Origin of the sequence: Bradyrhizobium sp. JYMT SZCCT0428, from assembly GCF_018131075.1 — a bacterium.
Classification (GTDB): domain Bacteria; phylum Pseudomonadota; class Alphaproteobacteria; order Rhizobiales; family Xanthobacteraceae; genus Bradyrhizobium.
Genome location: NZ_JAFCLS010000005.1, coordinates 55,389 through 70,266 on the forward strand (window position 1 = coordinate 55,389; position 14,878 = coordinate 70,266).

Here is a 14,878-nt window from a genome sequence, read left to right on the forward strand (position 1 = left end):
GTATAGACATATCGTCCCGTCAAGCTTCTGCCGTTGAGGGAATGCTGCATGGCCGAGCGCTTTGATCGAATTTGGCATAATGCCCGGCTCGCCACCTTCAGGGAGGATCTGCCCGACCTCGGCGTGATCGAGCAGGGCGTGATCGCCGCGCGGGATGGCCGCATCGTCTTTGCCGGCAGCCGTTCCGATTTTCCGTCTGACGCTGATGCGACGGAACGGATCGATTGCGCGGGGCGGTGGATCACGCCGGGCCTGATCGATTGTCATACCCATCTGGTGTTCGGCGGAAACCGCGCGCACGAGTTCGAGCTGCGGCTGCAGGGCGCAAGCTACGAGGAGATCGCGCGCGCGGGTGGCGGCATCGTCTCGACGGTTGCTGCGACGCGGGCGTCGAGCGAGGCCGAACTCGTTGCCGGTGCGCTGCCGAGGTTAGATGCGCTGATCGGCGAGGGTGTGACGACGGTCGAGATCAAATCCGGCTACGGACTCAACACCGAAACCGAGATACGACAGCTGTCAGCCGCGCGTGCGGTGGGCGGTAGCCGGCCAGTCAGCATCCGCACCACGTTTCTCGGCGCGCACGCATTGCCGCCGGAAGCCGATGGCGACAAGGATCGATACATCGAGCTTGTTTGCCGCGAGATGCTGCCGGCGGTGGCGCAGGCCGGACTTGCCGACGCCGTTGACGCCTTCATGGAAGGCATCGCCTTTTCGGGCGATCAAACGGCGCGGGTGTTTCGTGCGGCCAAGGCGCTGGGACTGCCGGTCAAACTGCATGCGGATCAGTTGTCGAACCTCGGCGGCGCGGCCCTTGCTGCGGAATTCTCCGCTCTGTCCGCCGATCATCTGGAGCACACGGATGAAGCCGGCGCCGCTGACATGGCGCGGGCGGGCACCGTAGCCGTGCTGCTGCCGGGCGCGTTCTATTTCATTCGCGAGACGACCAAGCCACCGGTCGAACTTTTTCGTGCCCACGGCGTCAACATGGCGCTCGCGACCGACTGTAATCCCGGCAGTTCGCCGCTGACGTCGCTTCTGCTGGCCATGAATATGGGTGCGACGCTGTTCCGGATGAATGTTGCCGAATGCCTGGCCGGCGTGACGCGGGAAGGGGCGCGCGCGCTCGGCGTTCTCGGCGAGACCGGGACGCTCGAGGCCGGCAAATGGTGCGATCTGGCGATCTGGGATATCGAGCGGCCCGCTGAACTCGTCTACCGGATGGGCTTCAACCCGTTGCACACAAGGGTTTGGAGGGGACGATGAGCGACCGCGTCGCATCCATTGTTGTTTCGCCCGGCAGGGTTGGGCTCGACGATCTGGCGCAGGTGCTTGCGGGCGCGGCCGTCGTGCTCGATCCATCGTTCTGGCCGCGCGTCGAAGCGGCATCGGCCATCGTTGCGAAGGCCGCGGGTGCGGAAGCGCCGGTTTACGGCATCAATACCGGGTTCGGAAAACTGGCGTCGAAGCGAATTCCTCCGGACCAGACGACGCTGCTGCAACGAAACCTGATCGTGTCCCATTGTTGTGGCGTAGGGTCGCCGACATCAGAGCCGGTGGTGCGCCTGATGATGGCGCTGAAGATCGTTTCCTTGGGGCGGGGCGCTTCGGGCGTCCGCCGGGAAATTATCGAGCAACTGCAGGCGATGCTGGCGCGCGGCGTTTATCCGCTGGTGCCACAGCAGGGGTCAGTGGGCGCATCGGGCGATCTGGCGCCGCTTGCGCATATGACCGCCGTCATGATCGGTGAGGGGCAGGCGCTCATGGATGGCAAGGTTGTACCGGGGCTCGATGCGCTGGCTGCCGCCGGCCTCGCGCCGGTGACGCTCGGGCCTAAGGAAGGGCTCGCTTTGATCAACGGCACGCAGTTTTCCACGGCCTATGCGATTTCCGGTCTGTTGCGTGCCCATGGACTTCTTTGTGCGACGCTGGTGACAGGTGCCTTGTCGGTCGATGCGGCGATGGCTTCGACGGCGCCGTTTCGCGCCGAGATCCAGCAATTGCGCGGACATGCCGGGCAGATCGCCGCCGGGGCGGCGCTGACAGCCTTGCTGGAGGGCAGCGATATCAGGAACTCGCATCTCGAGGGCGACGAGCGGGTGCAGGATCCCTATTGCCTGCGTTGTCAGCCGCAAGTGGCCGGCGCCGCGCTTGATCTCCTGATGCAAGCCGCCCGCACACTGACGATCGAGGCCAACGCGGTCACCGACAATCCGCTGGTGCTGGTTGAGACCGGAGAGATCGTCTCGGGTGGAAATTTTCACGCCGAGCCGGTCGCATTCGCCGCCGACCAGATTGCGTTGGCCTTGTCGGAGATAGGCGCGATCAGCGAGCGGCGCATCGCCACGCTGGTCGATCCCGCGCTGAATTTCGGGCTGCCGCCATTCCTTACCCCCGATCCCGGCATCAATTCCGGCTTCATGATTGCCGAAGTGACGGCGGCCGCACTTTATGCCGAGAACAAGCAACGTGCCGCGGCCTGCTCGATCGATTCGACACCGACCAGCGCCAACCAGGAAGACCATGTGTCGATGGCCGCGCACGCCGCGCGCCGGTTGTCGGACATGGCGGATAATCTCGCAACCATTCTCGGCATCGAGCTGCTGGTGGCGGCGCAGGGTATCGGGCTGCGCGCGCCGCATACGACCAGCCCCGCACTTGCTGCGGTGATTGACACGCTGCGCGAGCAGGTGCCGGCGCTCGGTGGTGATCGCTACATGGCCGACGACATTGCGAAAGCAACGGCGCTGGTCGCCGCCGGCATATTGCCATCAGCTGCGATTGCGGCGCTCGAGAACAATCCGTTTCCGAATCTTGCCTAAACAAGACTTGCCGAGAAAGGTCATTCGTCATGAACCGCCGCCTGGACAACGACCGCATCATCCGATCGCCGCACGGGTCCGAGATCAGCGCCAAAAGCTGGCTCACCGAAGCGCCGCTGCGGATGTTGATGAACAATCTCGATCCTGACGTTGCCGAACGGCCGAGCGAACTCGTCGTCTATGGCGGCATTGGCCGTGCAGCCCGCGACTGGGACAGCTTCGACCGGATCGTTGCGTCACTGCGCAAGCTTGAAGGCGACCAGACGCTGGTCGTTCAATCGGGCAAGCCGGTTGGAATTTTCCGCACCCATGCCGATGCGCCGCGCGTGCTGATCGCGAATTCGAACCTGGTACCGCACTGGGCGACGCTCGATCATTTCAACGAACTCGACAAGCAGGGCTTGATGATGTTCGGGCAGATGACGGCGGGATCGTGGATCTACATCGGCAGCCAGGGCATCGTGCAGGGCACGTACGAGACCTTCGTCGAGGTGGGCCGGCGACATTACGGCGGTAGCCTCGCGGGCAAGTGGATCCTGACCGCAGGGCTCGGTGGCATGGGCGGCGCGCAACCGCTTGCCGCCACGATGGCCGGAGCGTCGATGCTCGCGGTCGAATGCCAGCCGAGCCGCATCGAGATGCGGTTGCGCACGGGTTACCTCGACCGTCAGGCCAGCACCCTCGATGAGGCGCTCGCGATCATGGCGGAGGCGGCGCAAAGCGGGAAACCGGTCTCGGTCGGCCTGCTCGGCAATGCCGCAGATATTTTTCCCGAGCTTGTGCGCCGAGGCGTCAGGCCCGACATCGTCACCGACCAGACCAGCGCGCACGATCCGATCAACGGCTATTTGCCGAAGGGATGGACGCTTGCCGAGTGGACGTCCAGGCGCGAGGCCGATCCGAAAGCGGTTGAGGCGGCGGCGAAGACTTCCATGGTCGGCCATGTCCAGGCCATGCTGGATTTCCATGCGCAGGGCATTCCCACGCTCGACTATGGCAACAACATCCGCCAGATGGCGAAGGACATGGGGCTGAAGAACGCGTTCGATTTCCCCGGATTCGTTCCGGCCTATATCCGCCCGCTGTTCTGCCGAGGCGTCGGGCCATTCCGGTGGGCGGCGCTATCGGGAGATCCCGAAGACATTTTCCGCACCGATGCCAAGGTCAAGGAGCTGATGCCTGACGACAAGCATCTGCACAACTGGCTCGATATGGCCAAAGCGCGCATCAAGTTTCAGGGGCTGCCGGCGCGGATCTGCTGGGTCGGACTTGGCGATCGCCACAGGTTGGGCCTGGCGTTCAATGAAATGGTGGCAAGCGGCGAACTGAAGGCGCCGATCGTGATCGGTCGTGATCATCTCGACAGCGGCTCGGTGGCCAGCCCGAACCGCGAAACCGAAGCGATGCGCGACGGCTCGGATGCGGTGTCTGACTGGCCGCTGCTCAATGCGCTGCTCAATTGTGCGAGCGGGGCCACGTGGGTCTCGCTCCATCACGGCGGCGGCGTCGGTATCGGCTATTCGCAGCACGCCGGCATGGTGATCGTCGCCGACGGAACGCCGGAGGCTGCGCGCCGCCTTGAGCGGGTGCTGTGGAATGACCCCGCAACGGGGGTCATGCGGCATGCCGATGCGGGTTATGAGAGCGCGATCGAGTGTGCCCGGACCAACGGTCTCGATCTGCCTGGCTTACCGTCGTAGCCGGAATCGCCGGTTTCACTGAGGTGCGATGCCGGCTTCTTTGGTCAGCGTTGCCCAACGCTCGATGTCGGCAGCCACGTGTTCGGCGAATTGTTTCGGCGAGAGCCACTGCGCTTCGAAGCCGATTTCGGCGAGGCGCTGGCGGACCGCGGGTTCGTCCAGAATTTCTCGGAGCGCACCCGACAGCTGTTCAACCACCTCCGGCGGGGTCCCCTTGGGGGCGAACACGCCGGTCCACGCGGAGAGATTGCCTAAATCAACTCCCTGCTCCTGTATGGTCGGCAGGTCGGAGAGCAGCTTGGTCCGGTCCTTCGTGATGGTCACAAGCGCGCGAAGCTGGCCCGACCGCGCCAGGGGCAGGGTAGAAGTCACATCGTTGAACATCAGGGAAACTCGACCGGCGATGACGTCCGTTATGGCTTCCGGACTGCTCTTGTACGGAACGGCCTGGATATCGATTCCGGCGCGCCGCTTGAACATTTCACCGGCAAGCTGGCCGAGCGCATTTGAATAGGCAAACGACATCGTGCCGGGCTTCTGCTTCGCGAGCGCGATCAGTTCGCCGACGCTTTTGGCCTCGATCCCGGGATTGATGACGAGGATATACGGAAACAGGCCAACACGTGCGATTGGCGCAAAATCGTCCTTGGGGGAATACTGGATGGACTTGAGCAGGCTGGGGTTGGCCGCGTGAGTGGATGAGCCGCCGAACATCAACGTATAGCCGTCGGGCGCGGAACGCGCGGTCGCAACTGCACCGATAGCGCCGCTCGCGCCCGGCCGGTTTTCGACCACGATGGTCGTCTTGAGCACCTCGGCGAGCCGTTGCGTGACAACTCGCGCCACGCCATCCGTGCCGCTGCCCGCGCCGAATGGCACGATCACAGTGATCCGACGGGAGGGGTATGTTTCCGCCGTTGCGATGCCACACACTGCAAGAAGCGTTGCGAAAGCAAGCACGGTACGGCGCATGGATCTGCTCCAAATGTCCACTGTCGATTCCCTCGGTGATGAAAGCCGGTTTGGCCGTGAAAAAATGCAACGGCACGCAGTGTTTTGGCTGAAGACGTCGGTTGCGCCAGATGTCCGGCGTGGCGCTCGAAGCGCTCTTTTCGACCGACGATGCGGTTACCCGCAGGTCGCCGTTCATACCGGTTCACTGCCGTAGTGTCTACAGTTGTCAGTTTAATCCCATGATGTGGAAACTGTTGACATGGCGTGGCGCGCCAATTGGCACCCTTGCGGAAAAGCGAGACGGAGGCCGGGGCCGAGCGGCCATGGAAGAAAGTCATACTAATATGATAATATGCTATACAAGGCTTGAGCGTTGTGGCATGGGGAGATGCGCCAGCTTGATCTCGCCCGAAGAGGCGGGGCGGTCCGCAACGATTAGGGAGCGAAACCAGCCATGACCCTCAAAGACCTGTCATGAGGTCCGACCGGGTTGTGATTGCGCCGGGCCGCGGTCATTTCAGCCAGGTGGAAGTGACCCGGACGATCGGGATCGACATCATTGTCGGCCGCTATCCGGAAGGAGCCAGTCTGCCGCGCGATGCGGAACTGACGGCCATGTTCGACGTCTCGCGCACCGTATTGCGTGAAAGCGTCAAGACGTTGTCCGCAAAGGGATTGCTCAACGCCAAGGCGGGCGTCGGCACGCGGGTGAGGGAACGTTCGGCCTGGAACATGTTCGATCCCGACGTGCTCGGTTGGCACCTCGAGGCCGGGATCGACAAGCGGTTTCTTCGTGATCTCGCCGACATCCGCCTCGCCGTCGAGCCGCATGCCGCGGCCCTTGCCGCCGAGCGACGGGCGGATGATGCGATTGCTCACCTGCGCGACAGCATCGCCAAAATGCGCAGCTTTGCTTCTGATTCAATTGAATTCGCCGATGCTGATCTTCGGCTGCACCTCGATATCGCGACCAGTTCAGCCAACCCGTTCATGCGATCGATCGGTGCGGTGATCGAGGCGGCATTGCGCGCGTCGTTTCGACTGAGCGCGCCGACCGAGGAGCGGGAGCGCGAACTCACCATCGCGGCCCACGAACGAATTGTCGACGCAATCGCCGAGCGGAATGCCGAGGCGGCTTCCGCGGCGATGAGGGAAGTCATCTTCAACGGCCTGCGCCGCCACGGCGCGGCTGGTTAAGGAAAGCGGAGAATGGTCATGGCAGGTTCCACCGTCGAGCGACCTTATAAAGGCGTGTTTCCGGTCGTCCCCACGGTGTTCGACGGCGACGGCCGGCTCGATCTCGATGGCCAGAAACGCGCCGTCGATTGCATGATCGATGCCGGCTCGCAGGGACTGTGCATCCTCGCCAACTTCTCCGAGCAGTTCGTGCTGACCGATGCCGAGCGTGACACGCTACTCGACGCCGTATTGAAGCATGTTGCGGGACGCGTCCCCGTCATCGTCACGACCACGCATTTTGCTTCGCACATCTGTGCCGAACGTTCGCGGCGGGCCCAGCAGGCCGGTGCCGCGATGGTGATGGTGATGCCGCCCTATCATGGCGCGACCATCCGGGTCGGGGAAAGCGCCATCTACGAGTTTTTCCGCACCGTTTCGGACGCGATCTCGATTCCGATCATGATCCAGGATGCGCCGGTCGCCGGTACAGCGCTGTCGGCGGCCCTTCTCGCCCGCATGGCGCGCGAGCTTGAGAACATCGCCTATTTCAAGATCGAGACGCCCCAGGCCGCCGCCAAACTGCGCGAGTTGATCGCGCTCGGCGGTGCGGCGATCGAAGGTCCGTGGGACGGCGAGGAGGCGATCACGCTGATGGCCGACCTCGATGCCGGCGCGACCGGAGCCATGACCGGCGGTGGTTATCCCGACGGCATCCGCCAGATCACCGATCCGTATTTCGCCGGCCGACGCGCCGAAGCGGTTGCGGCCTACGAACGCTGGCTCCCGCTGATCAACTATGAAAACCGCCAGTGCGGCCTGATCGCATGTAAGGCGCTGATGAAGGAAGGCGGCGTCATCAGGCACGAGACCGTCCGGCTTCCGCTCCAGCCGCTGCATCCGGCCGTTCGGGCCGGCCTGATCGAAATCGCGCGCCCGCTGAATCCGCTCGTGCTGCGCTGGGGCAAGTGAGCCGCTGACATCGTTCCTCGAACGTCGGGAAGAGTTGACGTGACCACCATTCGCATTGCCATCGTCGGCCTCGGCAAGATCGCCAGGGATCAGCATATCCCCGCGATATCAGGCACTGAGGGCATCGAACTTGCGGCGATCGCCAGCCGCAATGCTTCGATCGACGGGATCGTGCATTTTGCGACGCTTGACGAACTGCTGGGCGCCAAACTCGATATCGATGCCGTTGCGCTCTGCACGCCGCCCCAGGTACGCCACGCGCAGGCGGCGGCTGCGCTGAAGGCCGGCAAGCACGTGCTGCTCGAAAAGCCGCCGGGCGCCACCGTCAGTGAACTCGATCCGCTGGTCGCGGCGGCCAGGCAAACCGGACGAACGCTGTTTGCGACTTGGCATTCGCGGTTTGCGCCGGCCGTCGAACCCGCGCGCGCCTTCCTCGCCAGCCGTCAGATCAAATCCGTGGTCGTCGAATGGAAGGAGGATGTCAGGGTCTGGCATCCCGGCCAGGGATGGATCTGGGAGCCGGGCGGACTTGGCGTGTTCGATCCCGGCATCAACGCGCTCTCGATCCTGACCCGCATCCTGCCGAGTCCGTTTTTTCTGACGGAAGCCGAATTGTCCTTCCCGCGCAATCGCGCGGCGCCGATTGCTGCCGACTTGGTCTTTTCAGACCAGACGGGGATTCCGATCCGGGCGGAATTCGACTGGCGCCAGACCGGCCCCCAGACCTGGGACATCCGGGTCGAGACCGATGCCGGGTGGTTGACGCTCGCTTCCGGCGGAAGCCATCTCTCGCATGATGGCCATATCCTGGTTGACGAAAAGCAGGCGGAATATCGCGGCATCTATCGGCGCTTCGTCGAACTGATCGCTAGCGATGTGTCCGATGTCGATCTGTCGCCGCTGGTCCATGTCGCCGATGCCTTCATGCTCGGCCGGCGCCGCGACGTCGAACCATTCATCGAGGTATGACGTGACGCAATCAGGCCAACCACAGACGGCGAGGATTGCTCGCGAGGTGTTCGGGCATCTTCCGGACGGCACCGCGATTGAAATGGTGCGGCTGCGCGGGGAGGGCGGCTTCGAGGTGCGTCTCATCACCTATGGTGCGGCGCTGCAGTCCATCTTTGTCCCTGACCGGGCGGGGCGTCTTGCCGATGTGGTGCTTGGCCGCGATGACCTTGCAGGCTACCTCGCGGTTCGCCGCTTCCTCGGCGCCACCGTCGGGCGCTACGCCAACCGGATCGCGGGCGGCACGTTCGAGCTGGATGCCGAACGCTTTCAGCTGCCCACCAATGACGGAGCCAATGCGCTGCATGGTGGGCTGCAAGGCTTCGATCGCAAACCGTGGACCATCACGGCAATGGGTGAGGACCCGGCGCCGTTCGTCACGCTGTCCTATGTCAGTCCGGATGGCGAGGAGGGTTATCCCGGCACGCTGAAGACCGAGATCACCTATCGCATTTCTGGAGGCAGCGAGCTTTCGATTGAATTCTCAGGGGTGACCGACAAGCCGACCATCGTCAATCTGACCAACCACAGCTTCTTCAATCTCGCGGGCGTCGAGAGCGGCGGTGATATTCTCAACCACGAGGTTATGATAGCGGCCGATACTTATCTGCCGATCAGCGCCGCCGGCATTCCGTTGGGCGCGCCCGGCAGGGTCGATGCGACGCCATTCGATTTTCGGAAATCCTGCCCTGTCGGCGCCCGCCTGCGAGATGCGAATGAACAGGTTCTGATCCGGCAAGGCTACGACCACAATTACTGCCTGCCCGGCGGCGCGACCACGGAGCCGCGCTTTGCTGCCCGTGTGGAAGACCCAAAGTCGGGCCGGGTCCTCGAACTCTGGACCAACCAGCCGGGTGTCCAGTTCTATTCCGGCAATTTTCTCGATGGGTCCGTGACCGGCAAGTATGGCCGCGTTCACCGGCAGTATGACGCGCTCTGCCTGGAACCGCAGGTCTATCCCGACACGCCAAACCGCGCGGATTTTCCATCGGCGCGGCTCGATCCCGGGCAGACCTATCGTCACACGTCGCTGTATCGATTTTCCGTGATTAAGGTTGCAGGGGAATAAGGGATCTCGCGTGGAAGAAGTCAGAACCAGCATCCTGAGCGATTGGCATTGCCATCTCGGCGAGGGCTGCACCTATGATGCGGCGACCAACACCGCATGGTGGTTCGATATCATCGAGCGCCAATTGTTCGAGGCCGACCTTGCATCCGGCGCGGTGACTTCGCACGCGCTTCCGCTGATGGCCAGCGTGCTGGCGTTCATCGATGACCAGCGCCAATTGCTTGTGACCGAAAACGGCCTCTATGTCCGCGACATCGCGGATGGCCGCCTCACGCTTCATATGCCGCTCGAAGCGGACAATGCGGCCACCCGCTCCAACGATGGACGCGTTCATCCCTGCGGCGCGCTCTGGATCGGGACCATGGGCCGCAACGCAGAAAAGGGAGCCGGCGCGATCTATCGCTTTTTCCGCGGCGAACTGCTTCAGCTCTACGGCGACATTACCATCCCGAACGCAATCTGCTTTTCGCCCGACGGCGCCACGGCCTATTTCACCGATAGCAGCGAGGGAGTCCTTTACCGCGTCGCCGTCGATCCGGCGAATGCGGTGCCGATCGGAGACCCCGAGACACTTTATGATCATCGCGGCGGGATAGGCGGCCTGGATGGCGCCGTGGTCGACGCCGGGGGATTGATCTGGAATGCGCGCTGGGGCGGATCCTGCATCGATGTCTACACCCCGGAGGGCGATCGGGTCCGCACCATCAGGATTCCGGCGAAGCAGCCGAGTTGCCCGGTCTTTGTCGGACGCAATTTCGCTTCGCTGCTGGTCACCACGGCCTGGGAGGGCATGGACGAGCATGCCAGGGCTGCTGATCCGCACCACGGCCAAACCTTCATTCTCGACGTCGGCGCGCGCGGGCGACCGGAACCGCGCATCAGGCTTGGTCAGACATGATGTGTCGCTTCACAATTCGGCCCATGAGGGTTGCATGTACTTGCGGAACCAAAACGTGTGGCCGATCATCCGTTCACGTCTCTGCCGGCCTGATGGTCACAAACGATGCGCCGATACCGGCGCCAAAAGCAAACCGCTGATAACGCGGCGATTAACGCTCAACACCTGGGAGTGAAACATGAAACTGCTCAAATCTGCTCTATCGGCCATCCTGCTCGGCGCGGTCGCCCTTGCAGAACCTGCGCTCGCGCAAACCAAGCCCACTGTCGGCATCGCCATGCCCACCAAGGCCTCGGCGCGCTGGATCGATGACGGCAACAATATCGTCAAGGTGCTGAAGGAGCGTGGTTACAATACCGACCTGCAATACGCCGAAGACGATATTCCGAACCAGCTCTCCCAGATCGAGAACATGGTGACCAAGGGCGCCAAGGTACTGGTGATCGCTTCGATCGACGGCACCACCCTGTCCGATGTGCTCAAGCAAGCCAAGGACAAGGGCATTACCGTGATCGCCTATGACCGGCTGATCCGCGACACGCCCAACGTCGATTATTATGCGACGTTCGACAATTTCCAGGTCGGCGTGCAGCAGGCGCAGTCGATCGAGCAGGGGCTGAAGCTGAAGGAAGGCAAGGGCCCGTTCAACATCGAGCTGTTCGGCGGCTCACCCGACGATAACAACGCCTATTTCTTCTACAACGGTGCGATGTCGGTGCTGCAGCCCTATATCGACAGCGGCAAGCTCGTGGTCGTGAGCAAGCAGATGGGCATGGACAAGGTTTCGACGCTGCGCTGGGACGGCGCCACGGCGCAGGCCCGGATGGATAATCTGCTCAGCGCATTCTACACCACCAAGCGGGTCGACGCGGTGCTTTCGCCCTATGACGGTCTTTCGATCGGTATCCTGTCGTCGCTCAAGGGCGTCGGCTACGGTAGCGGCAATATGCCGATGCCGATCGTGAGCGGTCAGGACGCCGAAGTGCCTTCCATCAAATCGATGCTGCGCGGCGAGCAATACTCCACGATCTTCAAGGACACCCGCGACCTTGCCAAGGTCACCGCCGACATGGTGGACGCGGCGTTGAGCGGCAAGACCGTAACTGTCAACGACACCACCACCTACAAGAATGGCGTCAAGGTCGTGCCGTCCTATTTGCTCAAGCCTGTAGTCGTCGACAAGACCAATTGGGAGAAAATCCTGATCGACGGCGGTTATTACAAGAAGGCGCAAATCAACTAAGACGAGTTGTGACGAAGCGGATGGCCGGGGGACATATGCCCCGGCCATCCATGCCTTCCCGCATCTTCCAGGGAACTTGAATGGCCACATTGCTTGAAATGCGCGGTATCGACAAAGCCTTCGCCGGCGTCAAAGCGCTCGACGACGTCAATTTCACGGTGAAGCAGGGCGAGATCCACGCGCTGGTGGGCGAGAACGGCGCCGGCAAATCGACCTTGATGAAGGTGCTGAGCGGCGTCTATCCCCATGGCAGCTATGACGGCAGCATCGTCTATGACGGCGAGGAGCGCCACTTCCGCGACATCAATGATTCCGAGGCGCTCGGCATCATCATCATTCATCAGGAGCTTGCGTTGATCCCGCTGCTCTCGATCGCGGAGAATATCTTCATTGCCAGCCCTCCGTCCCAGTTCGGCGTGATCGATCGCGACGCGGTCTACCGGCGGTCGCAGCAGCTGCTGGCGAAAGTGGGGCTCAATGAGGCGCCGGACACGCCGGTCACCGATATCGGCGTCGGCAAGCAGCAACTGGTTGAGATCGCCAAGGCGCTGTCCAAGGAAGTGCGCCTTCTGATTCTCGACGAGCCGACCGCCAGCCTCAACGAAAGCGACAGTGCGGCGCTGCTGGACCTTCTGCTCGAGTTCCGCTCCCATGGCATGTCCGCGGTCCTGATCTCGCACAAGCTCAACGAGGTGGCCCGCGTCGCAGACCGCATTACGGTGCTGCGCGATGGTCGTACTGTCGATACGCTGGATTGTGAGGCGGGCGCGGTCGAGGAAGATCGTATCATCCGCAAGATGGTGGACCGCGACCTCGAGCATCGCTTTCCGAAGCGCGAGCCGAAAATTGGCGAAGTGGTGTTCAGGGTCGATAACTGGTCGGTGTATCATCCCCAGCATGCCGATCGGCAGGTCATCAAGAACGTGAACTTCCAGGTTCGCCGTGGCGAGATCGTCGGTATCGCGGGCTTGATGGGCGCCGGCCGCACCGAGTTCGCCATGAGCCTGTTCGGCCGTTCCTGGGGTCGCAACATCACGGGCCGCGCCTTGCTACATGGTCGCGAGATCGACCTCTCGACCGTGAGCCGTGCCATCGACGCCGGTCTGGCCTATGTCACCGAGGACCGCAAGCAGCTCGGACTGCTGCTCGCCGAAGACGTGCGCAAGAACATTACGCTGGCTAACCTCGACAGTGTCGCGGCCGGCCGCGTCATCGACGACATCAAGGAGTTGCAGGTGGCGAGCGATTATCGCAACCGCATGCGCATCCGCTGCTCCGATGTCTATCAGATGTCCGGCAACCTGTCCGGCGGCAACCAGCAAAAGGTGGTGCTGTCGAAATGGCTGTTTACCGATCCGGAAATCCTGATCCTGGACGAGCCGACCCGCGGTATCGACATTGGCGCCAAATACGAGATCTACTGCATCATCAATGAGCTGGCCGATGCCGGCAAGGCGGTCATGGTGATCTCGTCGGAAATGCCGGAATTGCTCGGGATCTGTGACCGCATCTGCGTCATGAACGGTGGGGCCTTTGTCGGTGAGTTCGATCGCGCCGAGGCGACGCAGGAAAAAATCATGCGGGTCATCGTGCGCAAGGGCGAACAACTGGTCGACAGAGACCTGGAACGAAAACTGGAAGAGAAGCTATTGGGAGAGGCGCATCCATGAGCGATAACACCGTGATGCTTCCCGAGGCGCGCAAGCATGCGGGCTTTCTCAAGGCCAATCTGCGCGAATACGGCATGTTGCTGTCGCTGTTCGCGATCATGCTGTTCTTCGAGGTCGTCACCGACGGCACGCTGCTGCGCCCACTCAACCTCACCAATCTGGTGCTGCAGAACAGCTATATCGTGATCATGGCGCTCGGCATGCTCTTGGTCATCGTCACCGGGCACATCGATCTGTCGGTCGGATCGGTCGCGGGCTTCATCGGCGCGATCGCTGCGGTGCTGATGGTACGTTACGGCATGCATTTCATCCCAGCCGCGATCATTTGCCTCGCGCTCGGTGGACTGATCGGCGCAGCACAGGGTTACTGGGTCGCCTATTTCAAGATTCCGTCCTTCATCGTCACATTGGCCGGCATGCTGGTGTTCAAGGGGCTGGCGCTGGCGGTGTTGCAAGGGCAATCGGTGGGCCCGTTTTCTCCGACCTTCCAGAAACTCTCATCCGGGTTCATTCCTGAACTGTTTCCCGGTGCCGGCTCGCTCAACCCGACCTCACTCCTGATCGGTGCCGTGCTGGCGCTTGGCCTGGTGTATGTCAGCGTTACCACCCGCGCCCGGCGCGCAAGCCATGGTGTCGAGGTCGAGCCGACCGGCTTCTTCGTGTTCAAGAACATAGTTCTGTTCGGCGTGATCGTCTATTTCACCTATCTGATCGCCTCGCATCGCGGACTGCCCAACGTGCTCGTGATCATGATCGCCCTGATCGCGCTCTACGGCTTCATCACCGCGCGAACCACGATCGGGCGGCAGATCTATGCGGTAGGGGGCAATGAGAAGGCGGCAAAACTTTCAGGCATCAAGACCGAACGGCTGACCTTCCTCACCTTCGTCAACATGGGTGTGCTGGCGGCGCTTGCCGGCCTGGTGTTCGCCGCAAGGCTCAACACCGCGACACCAAAGGCCGGGGTCGGCTTCGAGCTCGACGTCATCGCCGCCTGCTTCATCGGCGGGGCCTCGGCCTATGGCGGTGTCGGGCGCGTCGCCGGCGCCGTCATCGGCGCGCTGATCATGGGGGTGATGAACAATGGCATGTCGATCCTCGGCATCGGGATCGACTACCAGCAGGTGATCAAGGGCCTCGTGTTGCTGGGCGCGGTATGTCTTGACGTTTATAACCAGCGACGCTGAAGCGCGAAGCGATCCAGTTCCTTAATCAGCACGCGATCCGGCATGCGCGCAGCCCTAGTTGCGGTGCGGATAGGTCTGCGATCGTTTATTTCGCGAAGGCGACGTGCCGGGACGGCCTCCACAGCCGCTGCTCCGAGGCCTCGGCAAATGCACAGCAGGTAGTCGTTGCGACATGAGCAGCG

12 protein-coding genes are annotated in these 14,878 nt (G+C 62.4%); 11 read left to right on the forward strand and 1 reads right to left on the reverse strand.

Annotation, left to right across the window (positions count from 1 at the left end):
- Positions 1–48 precede the first annotated feature (48 nt).
- Genes hutI through hutU form a run of 3 tightly spaced genes read left to right on the forward strand, consistent with a single transcriptional unit; the run spans position 49 to position 4,519 of the window.
- On the forward strand, positions 49–1,263 hold the full coding sequence (gene hutI / locus JQ575_RS06655; protein WP_212032442.1) for an imidazolonepropionase: 1,215 nt from the start codon (positions 49–51) through the stop codon (positions 1,261–1,263).
- Positions 1,260–2,819, forward strand: a complete 1,560-nt coding sequence (gene hutH / locus JQ575_RS06660) for a histidine ammonia-lyase (protein WP_212032443.1) — start codon at positions 1,260–1,262, stop codon at positions 2,817–2,819. Before hutI ends, hutH begins: the two co-directional genes overlap by 4 nt.
- A 29-nt stretch (positions 2,820–2,848) precedes the next feature.
- Positions 2,849–4,519: a urocanate hydratase gene (gene hutU / locus JQ575_RS06665; protein ID WP_212032444.1), complete on the forward strand. Its 1,671-nt coding sequence runs from the start codon at positions 2,849–2,851 to the stop codon at positions 4,517–4,519.
- Positions 4,520–4,534: 15 nt separating this feature from the next.
- Here the strand turns inward: hutU and JQ575_RS06670 are convergent, their stop codons facing one another.
- On the reverse strand, positions 4,535–5,491 hold the full coding sequence (locus tag JQ575_RS06670) for a tripartite tricarboxylate transporter substrate binding protein (RefSeq protein ID WP_212032445.1): 957 nt from the start codon (positions 5,489–5,491) through the stop codon (positions 4,535–4,537).
- 456 nt (positions 5,492–5,947) lie between these two features.
- On the opposite strand from JQ575_RS06670, the gene JQ575_RS06675 reads away from it, so the two are divergent.
- The 8 genes from JQ575_RS06675 (at position 5,948) to mmsB (ending at position 14,696) form a co-directional block, all read left to right on the forward strand.
- Complete coding sequence (locus JQ575_RS06675) at positions 5,948–6,670, forward strand: FadR/GntR family transcriptional regulator (protein WP_192734473.1); 723 nt, start codon at positions 5,948–5,950, stop codon at positions 6,668–6,670.
- Between the two features lie 18 nt (positions 6,671–6,688).
- Positions 6,689–7,621 (forward strand): dihydrodipicolinate synthase family protein, encoded by a 933-nt coding sequence (locus JQ575_RS06680; protein ID WP_212032446.1) that lies wholly within the window; start codon positions 6,689–6,691, stop codon positions 7,619–7,621.
- Positions 7,622–7,660: 39 nt separating this feature from the next.
- Positions 7,661–8,590 (forward strand): Gfo/Idh/MocA family protein, encoded by a 930-nt coding sequence (locus JQ575_RS06685; protein ID WP_212032447.1) that lies wholly within the window; start codon positions 7,661–7,663, stop codon positions 8,588–8,590.
- A gap of 1 nt (position 8,591) precedes the next feature.
- Positions 8,592–9,698 (forward strand): aldose epimerase family protein, encoded by a 1,107-nt coding sequence (locus JQ575_RS06690; protein WP_312015890.1) that lies wholly within the window; start codon positions 8,592–8,594, stop codon positions 9,696–9,698.
- 10 nt (positions 9,699–9,708) lie between these two features.
- The gene (locus tag JQ575_RS06695) at positions 9,709–10,596 is read left to right on the forward strand and encodes an SMP-30/gluconolactonase/LRE family protein (protein ID WP_212032448.1); all 888 of its coding nucleotides are present in this window, start codon (positions 9,709–9,711) and stop codon (positions 10,594–10,596) included.
- 178 nt (positions 10,597–10,774) lie between these two features.
- Positions 10,775–11,839 carry a multiple monosaccharide ABC transporter substrate-binding protein gene (gene chvE / locus JQ575_RS06700; RefSeq protein ID WP_212032449.1) on the forward strand — a complete coding sequence of 355 codons (1,065 nt, stop codon included), beginning with the start codon at positions 10,775–10,777 and terminating at the stop codon, positions 11,837–11,839.
- A gap of 80 nt (positions 11,840–11,919) precedes the next feature.
- Positions 11,920–13,509: a multiple monosaccharide ABC transporter ATP-binding protein gene (mmsA, locus tag JQ575_RS06705; protein WP_212032450.1), complete on the forward strand. Its 1,590-nt coding sequence runs from the start codon at positions 11,920–11,922 to the stop codon at positions 13,507–13,509.
- Positions 13,506–14,696 carry a multiple monosaccharide ABC transporter permease gene (gene mmsB / locus JQ575_RS06710; RefSeq protein WP_212032451.1) on the forward strand — a complete coding sequence of 397 codons (1,191 nt, stop codon included), beginning with the start codon at positions 13,506–13,508 and terminating at the stop codon, positions 14,694–14,696. Before mmsA ends, mmsB begins: the two co-directional genes overlap by 4 nt.
- The last annotated feature ends 182 nt before the right edge of the window (positions 14,697–14,878 follow it).

Coding starts and splice junctions, on each gene's coding strand:
- hutI (WP_212032442.1), top strand. CDS start 49: ATGGCCGAGCGCTTTGATCGAATTTGGCATAATGCCCGGCTCGCCACC.
- hutH (WP_212032443.1), top strand. CDS start 1,260: ATGAGCGACCGCGTCGCATCCATTGTTGTTTCGCCCGGCAGGGTTGGG.
- hutU (WP_212032444.1), top strand. CDS start 2,849: ATGAACCGCCGCCTGGACAACGACCGCATCATCCGATCGCCGCACGGG.
- JQ575_RS06670 (WP_212032445.1), bottom strand. CDS start 5,491: ATGCGCCGTACCGTGCTTGCTTTCGCAACGCTTCTTGCAGTGTGTGGC.
- JQ575_RS06675 (WP_192734473.1), top strand. CDS start 5,948: ATGAGGTCCGACCGGGTTGTGATTGCGCCGGGCCGCGGTCATTTCAGC.
- JQ575_RS06680 (WP_212032446.1), top strand. CDS start 6,689: ATGGCAGGTTCCACCGTCGAGCGACCTTATAAAGGCGTGTTTCCGGTC.
- chvE (WP_212032449.1), top strand. CDS start 10,775: ATGAAACTGCTCAAATCTGCTCTATCGGCCATCCTGCTCGGCGCGGTC.
- mmsA (WP_212032450.1), top strand. CDS start 11,920: ATGGCCACATTGCTTGAAATGCGCGGTATCGACAAAGCCTTCGCCGGC.
- mmsB (WP_212032451.1), top strand. CDS start 13,506: ATGAGCGATAACACCGTGATGCTTCCCGAGGCGCGCAAGCATGCGGGC.